Below are 12,290 nucleotides of genomic sequence, written 5' to 3'. Positions count from 1 at the left end.
ATCATCCAGGGAGCAGATGAGACGAGGACAACCCCATGTCCTCGTCTTTTTTTATATAAAAAGGCGTGTGAAACCACGGTTTCACACGAATGAGCCAAAACTTTTTTTAACAACAATATTATTTAACAGAGCCTATAAAATAATAGACAATCATGTAATTAGTAATAAAATTATCAAAACAATGAATCCTTTTCCTATATGTATCGTACATAAGAAGAGAGAGAATAAAGGAGGGGTTCCGTTGGTCAGTTTAAAAAAGATTTACATAACGACTGGATTGACGCTATTGATTATCGTTTTAGGAATTGTAGCGCTTACTACCTGGTATACCGTTGATGAATCCGATCAGGCCGTGATTTTAACATTCGGAAAAGTGGATGAAACGATTACTGAACCAGGATTACATGTGAAAATGCCTTGGCCGATTCAATCCGTTGAGAAAGTATCAAAGGAAACATTCAGCCTACAATTCGGATATTCCGATAAAGATGGTGTGGTGGAAGATTATCCGAAAGATACGAAAATGATTACGGGTGATGAAAACATTGTGCTTGCGGATTTAGTGGTGCAATGGAAAATAACCGATCCACAGAAATATTTATATAACGCAGATAACCCAAACGAACTACTATATGACTCAACATCGGCAGCACTTCGCAGTATTATCGGGAACTCGAGGATCGACGATGCATTAACGTCTGGAAAAGCTGAAATTGAAGCGAATGTTCGTGAACTACTTTCTCATCTGATTGAAAAATATGATATCGGGATTTCTGTCCTTGCTGTTAAGCTACAGGATGTTGAGCTTCCGAATGCAGAAGTTAGAAAAGCCTTCACAGCTGTTACCGATGCTCGTGAAACGATGAATACAAAAAACAATGAAGCAAAGAAGTATGAAAATCAGAGAATGAATGAAGCAGAAGGGGAAATTGCGGCGATTAATTCTGCGGCGGAAGGAGAAAAAGCGGCTAGAACAGAGCGTGCTCGTGGAGATGTAGCCGTTTTTGATAAGTTATATGCGGAATATAAAAACAATCCAGATATTACAAGAGAACGTTTAGTGATTGAAACGCTTGAGCAAGTCCTTCCACATGCAGAAATATATATTATGAATGATGATGGGAATACGATGAAATACTTCCCTATTCGCGGGCTTGAAAAAGAACAGCCAAAAGCACCAGCTGAAAGTGAGGGAGAGCAATGAGTGATAAAGTCATCGAAATGAGTAGTCGCAAAGATCTTGGACCGTGGAGAGGGTATGCGAAAGTCGGTATTTTCTTCGTGATATTACTTATAGTACTTTTTATCTTACTCAGCAATGTGTTTATTGTGAAGGAAGGGGAATATCGAGTAGTTCGTCAATTCGGAGAGGTTGTTCGGATTGAAAAGACTCCTGGTTTAAAGGTGAAGATCCCTTTTATTCAAAGTGTTACAACACTGCCGAAGTATCAAATGGGCTACGATGTCTCAGAAGCAGAGATTAATACAAGAGATAAAAAACGAATCATGATCGACAATTATGCGGTATGGCGAATTGAAGATCCAAAGAAAATGATTACCAATGCAAGAACAATCGAAAGTGCTGAAGCTAGAATGGAAGAATTCATTTATTCCGTAGTCCGTACCGAACTCGGTCAATTGAATTACGATGAAATCATCAATGACGAAAAGTCTACAAGAGGAAGCCTGAATGATCGAATGACGGACAAAGTAAACGAGCTTCTAGAAGACTCGAATTACGGAATTGTAGTTACAGATGTTCGAATAAAACGGACTGATTTGCCAGCGGAGAACGAAGCGTCTGTGTTCAAACGGATGATTTCAGAACGTGAATCAACCGCACAGCAATATCTTTCAAAAGGGGACGCAGATAAGAACCGAATCAAGGCAGATACAGACAGAAAAGTTACCGAGCTTATTGCAACGGCAAAGGCAGAAGCTGAAATCATTCGCGCTCTCGGTGAAGCCGAAGCAGCTAAAGTATATAATGCTTCTTTCTCCAAGGATGCCGAATTTTACCGTTTATACCGAACACTTGAATCGTATAAAAAAACGATTGGAGACGATACGGTTATTATCCTGCCAGTTAATTCTCCATATGCAAGTCTGTTGATGGGAAATACTAAATAATCGACTCCCCAATGTAACCCGTTCATTTCTCTTTCTATATCTACTCGTGGTAGAATATAGAGATGGGATGGACGGTTTTTTTAATAAAAAAACAAGATAATTTACTATAAAAGTGGTTTGTAAATCCAGTATGTTTATAAAAGGAGGATTCGAGTTTGAGTAATAAATTAGTACTTATTGATGGAAACAGCATTGCATATCGTGCTTTTTTTGCATTGCCGCTGTTGAATAATGATAAAGGAGTCCATACGAATGCAATCTATGGATTCACGATGATGTTAAATAAGATTTTGGAGGAAGAAAAGCCAACGCATGTTCTCGTGGCATTTGATGCCGGGAAAACGACTTTCCGCCACGAGTCTTATAAAGAATATAAAGGTGGACGCCAAAAAACGCCGCCAGAGCTGTCTGAGCAATTTCCGTTTATCCGGGAGCTTCTAGACGCTTACGGAATTTCTCGTTATGAGCTTGCGAATTACGAAGCGGACGATATTATCGGTACTTTATCACTTCATGCTGAAAAAGAAGACTTTGAAATTAAAATTATCTCTGGAGATAAAGATTTAACACAATTATCTTCGTCAAAAACAACGGTCGGCATCACGAAAAAGGGTATTACGGACATTGAAGAATACACCCCTTTGCATATTCAAGAAAAATACGGCATCACACCCGTTCAAATTATTGATATGAAGGGACTAATGGGAGATGCTTCTGATAATATTCCTGGAATTCCTGGTGTAGGAGAAAAAACGGCGCTTAAATTGCTTCATCAGTTTCAAACAGTGGAAAACCTGCTACAATCCATCGATCAAGTTAGTGGAAACAAACTGAAAGAAAAAATTGATGAACATAAAGAACTTGCCGTTTTAAGTAAGCAACTAGCTACCATTACGCGCGAAGCTCCGATTGAAATCCAACTAAATGATACAGTATACAATGGAATGGACCAAGAAAAAATCGCTCCTTTATATAAAGAACTCGGATTTAACACATTGCTTGAGAAATTAAATGTTGCTGATACTGCTGAAGATATTGTTCAAGAAGAGCTGAATGTAGAGTTGGTCACAGAGATTACTGAAGAAATGTTGACAGAGGAAACGGCTCTTTATATCGAAATTCTCGATGATAATTATCACCGTGGAGACATTATTGGGATTAGTTTTTCAAATGAAAATGGGGATTTTTGTATACGTGGTGATGCTGTCATCCACTCAGAGATTTTTAAAAGCTGGGCAGAAAATGAATCGTATAAGAAATTCGTCTATGATGCAAAACGCTCGATTGTTTCGTTAAGTAGAAGAGGGATTGAATTAAAAGGAATTGAATTTGATTTATATTTAGCGGGCTATTTACTTAATCCTGCAGAATCGGTTGTGGATGTTGCAGCCATTGCGAAAGCTCAAAAGCGTCCAATGCTTCAACCTGATGAAATTTTTTATGGGAAAGGTGCGAAGCGTTCGATTCCTGATCAAGATGCACTTTGTGATTTCTTAGGGAGAAAAGCAAGGGCTATTTTAACATTAAAAGATGAAATGATTGCAGAGCTTGAAGCAAACGAGCAGTATGCATTATTGACTGATTTAGAATTGCCGCTGTCGATCATTCTTGCCAATATGGAATTACAAGGCATAAAGGTTGATGTCCAGCGTCTAAAGGATATGGGACAAGAGCTGTCACAGCGTTTACAAGCTATTGAAGGAAAAATCTTTAGCTTGGCTGGTGAGGCTTTCAATATTAATTCGCCTAAACAACTAGGTGTTATCTTGTTTGAAAAGCTACAGCTACCGGTAATGAAGAAAACAAAAACGGGTTATTCAACTTCAGCGGATGTTTTGGAAAAATTGGAAAGTAAGCATGAAATTGTTCGTGAAATTTTACACTACCGTCAGCTTGCTAAGCTTCAATCTACCTACATTGAAGGCCTGTTGAAAGTAGTTAGTTTTTCGGAGATAGATAAGGTTCATACAAGATTTAATCAAGCATTAACTCAAACTGGGCGCTTAAGCTCAACAGATCCAAATTTGCAAAATATCCCGATCCGTTTAGAAGAGGGAAGGAAAATTAGACAGGCCTTCATTCCTTCAGAAAAAGACTGGCTTATTTTTGCCGCTGATTATTCGCAAATTGAATTGCGAGTACTTGCGCATATTGCCAATGATGAAGCCATGATTGAAGCGTTCCGCTCTAATATGGATATTCATACGAAAACAGCGATGGACGTGTTTCATGTTGAAAAAGACGAAGTGACTTCTAATATGCGACGTCAAGCAAAGGCGGTTAATTTTGGAATCGTCTATGGAATCAGTGACTATGGTTTATCTCAAAGTCTTGGTATATCCCGGAAAGAAGCGGGAGAATTTATTGAGAAATACTTAAAGAGCTTTCCAGGGGTGCAGGAATATATGCGTGAAAGCATATTTGAAGCGAATCAAAAAGGGTATGTTAATACGCTTTTAAACCGCCGTCGCTACATTCCAGAAATTACGAGTAAAAACTTCAACATACGAAGCTTTGCAGAACGGACAGCAATGAATACACCAATCCAAGGCAGTGCGGCTGATATCATTAAGCTTGCGATGATTAATATGACGGAGCGAATTCAACGGGAGAATTTAAAAACAAAAATGCTTCTTCAAGTACATGATGAACTAATCTTCGAAGCCCCGCCAGAAGAAATTGACATCCTAATGAAGATTGTACCTGAAGAAATGGAACGAGCGATTGAGCTAAATGTTCCGTTAAAAGTAGACTATTCCTATGGTCCGACATGGTTTGATGCGAAGTAATAAGAAAAGCGGAGGCGACTTGGTCAAGGATGAATCGGTTATATTTTTCATATTTTGTAATGGTCATTGATGTTAACCAAATAAGGAATTAAAAAAGGGGGAAAAGTGAATGCCAGAACTTCCTGAGGTTGAAACGGTTAGGCGCACATTAGAGGAACTTGTAATTGGCAAAAAAATCCATGATGTGTCAGTGTTTTGGCCGAAAATCATTAAAGCTCCAGAACAAGTTGAACAATTTAAAGATGCCTTGCAAGGACAAACGATTCATGAAATCCAGCGTCGTGGGAAATTTCTTATTTTCCAGCTTGACGATTATGCGATGGTGTCTCATTTAAGAATGGAAGGGAAATATGGCGTGTATGCTTCAGTGGAGTCATATGATAAACATACCCATGTTATTTTTTCCTTCACGGATGGCACTGAACTGCGATATCGGGATGTTCGGAAATTCGGCACGATGCATTTATTTGCAAAAGGCGAGGAAATGCATCAACTTCCACTTGCGCATTTAGGTCCAGAACCGTTATCTCGTGAATTCACGATTGACGATCTCACTGCAAAGCTAAGGAAAACAAATCGTAAAATTAAAATGGTTTTACTGGATCAAACAGTTGTAGTTGGAATCGGGAATATATACGTGGATGAGTCTCTATTCCGTGCAGGAATTCATCCGGAACGAATAGCCTCATCCTTGTCAGCAGAAGAAATAGCTCGCCTGCATCGTGAAATCATTGCTACTTTATCAGAAGCTGTTAACAAAGGTGGTAGTACGATTCGTTCGTACATCAATTCACAAGGCCAAATCGGCATGTTCCAACTTGATTTATTCGTGTATGACCGAAAAGGGGAAGCGTGCAAACGATGCAATGCAACTCTTGAGAAACTTAAAGTAGGTGGCAGAGGAACTCATATTTGTCCTACATGTCAGCCACTTCATTCAAATTAAATTTATATGGGTAAACACACATTGGATATGCCCCCTCCATATACTATCCTAGCAACTTGAATGGAAGGGGCATACGTTTCGATGTGGCTACAATTAATATTTCTTGCATTTGCGGTAAGTATGGATGGTTTTGGTGTTGGTATGACCTTTGGTATGAGAAAAATGAGAATTCCATTTAAATCAATTGCCGTTATCGCGTGTTGTTCGGCATTAAGCGTAGGTATGGCAATGGTAATTGGTGATTTTATCACGAGGTTTGTCTCTGTAGAAGCAGCAGCAAAAACGGGTGGTATCATCTTAATCCTACTTGGGAGCTGGATTTTATTTCAATATTATCGTTCGAAAAAGCGCGTTGGGGAAGAGCAAACGCATGATACTGAGAAAATTCTCTTTAATTTTGAAATCAAATCATTAGGCGTGGCGATTAATATTTTACAAAAACCGATGAATGCTGATTTTGATAAATCAGGTACAATTACCGGTGTAGAAGCAATTGTCTTAGGTTTTGCATTATCCCTTGATGCATTTGGGGCAGGTATTGGGGCAGCGATGCTTGGTATATCTCCGTTCATTCTCTCAATTAGTATCGCTTTAATGAGCTCATTGTTTTTGTGGAGCGGTTTGCAAAGTGGTAAATTACTTTCTTCAAATAAAATTGTACAGCATTTGTCCTACTTACCAGGTGTTTTATTAATCATTATTGGTCTTTGTAAATTATAATTATTGAAATAGGGGTTGGGTATGAGTCAGGTAATCGGAATTACAGGCGGTATTGCAAGTGGTAAAAGCAGTGTCAGCCAATTTATTCGAGAAGAACTTGGTTTTACGATCATTGATGCAGACATCGCTGCAAGAGAAGTGGTCGAACCTGGGCAAGAAGCCTATCAAGAAATCGTCGAGGTATTTGGCACAGATGTACTTCTAACGGATACTTCAATTGATCGCGCTAAACTTGGTGGCATTATTTTTTATGATGAAAAGAAAAGGCGCAAGCTTAACGGGATTGTTCATCCAGCTGTGAGGAAAAGAATGCTTCAGCAAAAAGAAACGGCTTTTGAGTTAGGGGAAAAGGTTCTATTCATGGATATCCCACTTTTGTTTGAAAGTAAATTAACGCATATGGTTGATAAAACGATCCTAATCTATGTGGATGAGCGGATTCAACTCGAACGTCTCATGAAACGTAATGGTTTAAGTGAGGTAGAGGCTAAAGCTAGAATCGATTCTCAAATGCCATTAGTTGAAAAGAAAGAATTAGCTGATGCAGTCATAAATAATAATGGATCACTTCTAGAATCACAGAAACAAGTAAAGCAAGTTTTGGCTGAGTGGGAAGTTATATAAGAAACGGAAAAAAGAGGCTTAAACATGGCTTCTTTTTTTTGATTATATATGTTGAATGAATAATCTGCGTCTTTATTTTCGTGTCGGATCGTATCGATAAAACCATTCCGCTCGCAAAACTGGATTCTGGGACGAAAAGAGTTTATTCCGGTGCGTAAAACTTGATTCCGGATTGTCTTCTTGATCTGCCGTATCGGGTGCTCACACTTTTTGTTGAGAAGGAGGTTCGTAATCTAAACTCCAAATGATACGTCAAAACAAGTTATTTTGATTAGTGGTGAAAACGAGAAAACTTATATGGTATAGCCTTTTGTGTGGAAATCATGATTTGTGATGACAAAAAAGCGAATGGTATAAAAATAGCATTTTATACAGAAATTATTAACACGTATACTTAAAATATGTTATACTAATTTTAATATTTCGATAAAAAGTATAACATTAATTAGAGGGGGTTCTGAATTATGAGCACGAAAATCGCGATTAACGGTTTTGGAAGAATTGGGAGAATGGTTTTTCGTCAGGCTATTTTAGATAATGATCTCATTGTAACTGCAATTAATGCAAACTATCCAGCTGAAACGTTAGCACATTTAATTAAATATGATACAATTCATGGGAAATTCGAAGGGGATGTATCAACGGAACAGGATGCCATTATTGTAAATGGTCACCGTGTTCAATTACTCAATAATCGCGATCCAAAGCAGCTCCCATGGAAAGAATTAAATGTTGATATCGTCATTGAAGCGACTGGGAAATTTAATGATCATGAGAAAGCAGCCCTTCATATCGAAGCGGGTGCAAAAAAAGTTGTCTTAACAGCTCCAGGAAAAAATGAAGATGTTACGATTGTTATGGGTGTTAATGAAGATGTACTTGATGTTAATCGTCATGTTATTATTTCGAATGCTTCATGTACAACCAATTGTCTTGCCCCAGTTGCAAAAATTCTGGATGAACAGTTCGGTATTGAAAATGGGTTGATGACAACTGTACACGCTTACACAAATGATCAAAAAAATCTCGATAATCCACATAAGGATTTAAGACGTGCTCGCGCTTGCGGACAAAGTATTATCCCAACAAGCACAGGTGCTGCAAAGGCACTGTCACTTGTGTTGCCGCAATTAACAGGGAAGATACATGGCATGGCGCTCCGTGTACCAACGCCTAATGTGTCACTCGTGGACCTTGTTGTAGACGTACTGTGTGATGTGACTGTGGAAGAAGTAAACGAGGCCTTCCGTAAAGCATCAGAAGGTAAACTTAAAGGAATTCTCGAAATTTCGATGGAACCGCTCGTGTCTATAGATTTTAATACAAGTCCACAGTCGGCAACGATTGACGGCCTATCGACGATGGTCATGGATAATAGAAAAATTAAAGTATTAGCCTGGTATGACAATGAGTGGGGGTATTCGAATCGTGTCGTGGACCTTGTGAAATTAGTAGGGACAAAAATGAAAAGCCTTTCAAAAGTGATGGTCGGTATGTAAGCTTGTTTATTTTGTACATAGCTAAAAAAGTGCCGAGTTATTGAAGGCGCTTTTTTACTGTTCTATTAGTTATGCCAAGAGTATCCCTTCTTCAAATTTTCATTAGAAAATTAAGTGGGGAACATACATGAAGTAATAGGTTGTTAGAAAGCATCGCGCTCAAGCTTACACAGAATTTAAAATTATGAATAAAATAAAAAAAACGCTGTTGCAAATTTTTTTAAAACGAAGTATACTAACAATCGTGAACTTCTTGAATAAGAGTCCATAATGGCTACTTAAAGGGTTAGGACCTCTTTGGACTAACTTTCCCCCGTGGTAGTTATTGGTAGAATCATATTCTACAGAATTCTTAATCATGTAAAAGGGGGAAAAGTAGATGGAAACAATGGGTAGACATGTAATTTCTGAGCTTTGGGGCTGTGACTTTGAAAAACTAAATGATATCGATTATATTGAAAGAGTATTTGTGGATGCTGCGTTGAAATCAGGTGCTGAAGTACGTGAAGTAGCATTTCATAAATTCGCACCGCAGGGAGTTAGCGGAGTCGTCATTATTTCTGAGTCACACTTAACTATTCATAGTTTTCCGGAACACGGTTATGCTAGCATTGATGTGTATACATGCGGCGATTTAAATCCGAATGTTGCTGCTAATTATATAGCAGACGCATTGAATGCAGAAATTCGCGAAAACATGGAGCTTCCGCGAGGTATGGGTCCTGTTTCAGTGAAAAAAAGCGAAGTAAGTGCTATATAATTTTGGCGAGTACAAGAGGTGCAAATGATGCATCTCTTTTTTGATTTTATAAGAGGTTTTTCAAAAAGTCCGGTTCTCACATATCACTGTATACACACAGGTCTAGAGACGATCGTTTCTCGAACTTCTCGGCTCTTTTTATCCTCCTTTATGAACACGCACTATAAGAGGTTCGTGTAATTCATTTGTTGTAGCGATGATGTTTGTGCTTTTCATATGATAAGGTACTAGTTTTTCCATGAGTTTTATTAGTGTATCGTGTATAATAAAAGGTAAAAAGAGATATGAGGATGATTTAGAGTATGGGTTGGTTGAAAACGTTTACGAATCGATATAGTCAGCAATGTGAATCAAATGAACATCATCATGATACAGAACTGAAAACTCGCTATTATAAAAGTAATTTTGAACAAACGATACGTGGTGTTGAAGAAGTATTTGGTAATAAACAACATTATGAGATTAAGTCAGTTTCTAAAGAGCATGGGGAGATTTTTGTCCATTCTAAACAGTCACCGGCTCTAGACATCATCATTACAATTATCACGGTCAGACCACTAGAAACGGCCGTTGACTTTACTGTATCAACAGAAAAATGGTCACCGATGGGAATTAATAAGGCACTTAAAAAACAAATCCTTGCGGCGTATGATGCTCTCGACCAAAAGCTTCCGTCCCTCCGTACCAAATAGTGGGGCAAGAGTTTGAACGAATACCCTTGTGCTGGTAGGAAGTTTTATATAAGATGGATATATCTAAAGTGAGAAACATCTAGTAGTGGGTGTCTTGCTGCCCATTAATGTGGGATAAAACGTAATTTTCTGAAATGACAGCTTTATCGGGAATACTACATAATACGGAGATGATTAACTGTGAAATGTCCGTCATGCCAATATAATGGAACTAGAGTGCTTGACTCACGACCAGTCGATGAAAGCCGTTCAATTCGTCGCAGGCGAGAATGTGAGAAATGTAGCTACCGTTTTACAACATTTGAAAAAGTGGAAGAAACTCCGCTCATCGTTGTAAAAAAAGATGGTACACGTGAAGAATTCAGTTCTGACAAAATTCTTCGTGGCTTAATTAGGGCTTGTGAGAAACGCCCCGTTCCTCTCAAAGAATTAGAAGATATTACGAGCTCTATTGAAAAGGAACTAAGAAACGAAAGCGCATCTGAAGTGAAGAGTGATTTAGTTGGCGAAATGGTCATGAATAAGCTTGCAACAGTTGATGAAGTCGCGTATGTCCGCTTTGCTTCTGTATATCGCCAATTCAAGGATATCAATGTATTTATTGATGAGTTAAAGGACTTAATAGATAAAGAGCGAAATCAGAGCTAAAGGGCTATTAACTTTGGCTCTTTTTTCACTACTGATTGAAGTTTCACTTTATAAGAAAGGGTCTGAAGGAAGATGTCTAACACTTGGCAGGAATTACTTCCTGTTGATCGATATACCGTTTCATCGACAGGGTTGCTTCACGATTATGATCGTAAAGTAATGACGTTGCTGTATCAACCGCTTATTGGTCCAATTTGTACTAGTTTATACATGACATTGTGGAGTGAGTTGGAAGAGAATCGACTTTGGTCCCAATCTTCCTTGCATTACAATTTAATGAACACAATGGACTTGAACTTAAATGAAATCTATAATGCAAGGAATAAATTAGAAGGAATCGGTCTTTTGAATGTGTACCGAAAAAAAACGGAAGAAGGAAAACGATTCATCTATGAGTTGAATCCACCATCAACACCAAAGCAATTTTTCAATGATGGGATGTTGAATATCTATTTGTTTAAAAAAATTGGCAAGGTTCATTTCAATCGTTTAAAGAATTTTTTTAGTGATGAAGAGATGCCAACCAATGAATATGAACAAGTAACGAAGAGTTTTACTGAGATTTTTGCATCTGATCAACAGACATCTTTATATGTGTCAGATGAAGGCGAAGAAGAATTAAATCTTGAACAAGAGAAACGTTTTATAGGTCGACAGGATGGTAAAGAACTTGAAGGGTTTAAGGAAGACTTTAATTTCGATTTATTGTATTCTGGGGTAAAACCATCTCAAATCAACCGTAAAGCTTTCACACCGAATGTCCAAGATACGATTGCTAAGCTTTCGTTTTTATATGGGATTAATGTACTGGAGATGCAAAAACTCGTAATAAGTGCTGCTGATATCAACGATGAAATTGATATCGAATCATTGCGGAAAGCTGCGCGAGATTGGTACCAAATTGAATCGCAAAATCAATTGCCGACTTTAATGGACCGCGTGCAACCGCAGCGTGATCGAACTCAGTCGAGTGAGCCAAAAACACAGGAAGAAGAATACATCAGACATCTTGAAACCATTTCACCGAGAGAACGACTCAAACAGCTTTCTGGGGGGGCTGAACCGACAAAGGCTGATTTGCAAATCATTGAGGGAATTCTTTTTAATCAAAAATTAAACCCTGGTGTTGTAAATGTGTTAATTGAATATGTAATGCTGAAGACCGATATGAAGCTAACGAAAGCCTATATGGAAAAAATCGCCTCCCATTGGACAAGAAAAAAAGTAATAACTGTTAAGGCGGCGATGGAGCTAGCCAAAAATGAGCATCGTCAATATCAAGAATGGGCCAAAGCGAAAAAAGAAGGAAAAACGACGACAGGAAAAGCGACTCGAACGGAAGTCGTTCCTGAGTGGTTGAATAAAGAGAAAGCTATCGAAAAAGAAGAGAAAACAGAAACAAAACTGAATGAGCAATCGGCGGAACGGCTACGCAAGATTGAAGAATCATTAGGAATTTTGAAAGACCGGGGGTGAGGTAGG

General features: G+C 38.3%; 11 protein-coding genes. All 11 read left to right on the top strand.

Annotated features, from left to right (window positions below; all coding sequences use genetic code 11):
• The first annotated feature begins 241 nt into the window (after positions 1-241).
• The 11 genes from hflK to AC625_RS18030 all read left to right on the top strand — a co-directional run bounded on the left by hflK (position 242) and on the right by AC625_RS18030 (position 12,284).
• Positions 242-1,204: an FtsH protease activity modulator HflK gene (gene hflK, locus AC625_RS18080; RefSeq protein WP_049682561.1), complete on the top strand. Its 963-nt coding sequence runs from the start codon at positions 242-244 to the stop codon at positions 1,202-1,204.
• Positions 1,201-2,130 carry a protease modulator HflC gene (gene hflC / locus AC625_RS18075; RefSeq protein ID WP_049682560.1) on the top strand — a complete coding sequence of 310 codons (930 nt, stop codon included), beginning with the start codon at positions 1,201-1,203 and terminating at the stop codon, positions 2,128-2,130. The genes hflK and hflC overlap by 4 nt, the downstream gene beginning before the upstream one ends.
• Before the next feature lie 155 nt (positions 2,131-2,285).
• Positions 2,286-4,919 (top strand): DNA polymerase I, encoded by a 2,634-nt coding sequence (polA, locus tag AC625_RS18070; protein ID WP_049682559.1) that lies wholly within the window; start codon positions 2,286-2,288, stop codon positions 4,917-4,919.
• Positions 4,920-5,028: 109 nt separating this feature from the next.
• The gene (gene mutM / locus AC625_RS18065) at positions 5,029-5,865 is read left to right on the top strand and encodes a DNA-formamidopyrimidine glycosylase (protein ID WP_049682558.1); all 837 of its coding nucleotides are present in this window, start codon (positions 5,029-5,031) and stop codon (positions 5,863-5,865) included.
• 81 nt (positions 5,866-5,946) lie between these two features.
• On the top strand, positions 5,947-6,585 hold the full coding sequence (gene ytaF / locus AC625_RS18060; RefSeq protein ID WP_049682557.1) for a sporulation membrane protein YtaF: 639 nt from the start codon (positions 5,947-5,949) through the stop codon (positions 6,583-6,585).
• 21 nt (positions 6,586-6,606) lie between these two features.
• Positions 6,607-7,209, top strand: coding sequence for a dephospho-CoA kinase (coaE, locus tag AC625_RS18055; RefSeq protein ID WP_049682556.1), 603 nt, complete (start codon positions 6,607-6,609; stop codon positions 7,207-7,209).
• Positions 7,210-7,673: 464 nt separating this feature from the next.
• Positions 7,674-8,708, top strand: coding sequence for a glyceraldehyde-3-phosphate dehydrogenase (locus tag AC625_RS18050; protein WP_049682555.1), 1,035 nt, complete (start codon positions 7,674-7,676; stop codon positions 8,706-8,708).
• Between the two features lie 379 nt (positions 8,709-9,087).
• Complete coding sequence (gene speD, locus AC625_RS18045; protein ID WP_049682554.1) at positions 9,088-9,468, top strand: adenosylmethionine decarboxylase; 381 nt, start codon at positions 9,088-9,090, stop codon at positions 9,466-9,468.
• A gap of 302 nt (positions 9,469-9,770) precedes the next feature.
• The gene (locus tag AC625_RS18040) at positions 9,771-10,160 is read left to right on the top strand and encodes a hypothetical protein (protein WP_049682553.1); all 390 of its coding nucleotides are present in this window, start codon (positions 9,771-9,773) and stop codon (positions 10,158-10,160) included.
• Positions 10,161-10,340: 180 nt separating this feature from the next.
• Positions 10,341-10,808 (top strand): transcriptional regulator NrdR, encoded by a 468-nt coding sequence (nrdR, locus tag AC625_RS18035; RefSeq protein WP_049682552.1) that lies wholly within the window; start codon positions 10,341-10,343, stop codon positions 10,806-10,808.
• Positions 10,809-10,880: 72 nt separating this feature from the next.
• The gene (locus AC625_RS18030) at positions 10,881-12,284 is read left to right on the top strand and encodes a replication initiation and membrane attachment family protein (RefSeq protein ID WP_049682551.1); all 1,404 of its coding nucleotides are present in this window, start codon (positions 10,881-10,883) and stop codon (positions 12,282-12,284) included.
• Positions 12,285-12,290: the final 6 nt, after the last annotated feature.

The sequence above is a fragment of the Peribacillus loiseleuriae genome (genome assembly GCF_001183985.1).
GTDB lineage: Bacteria > Bacillota > Bacilli > Bacillales > DSM-1321 > Peribacillus > Peribacillus loiseleuriae.
The sequence above is the reverse complement of the archived record's forward strand: the minus strand, read 5'-3'. Positions and strand labels throughout refer to the sequence as shown.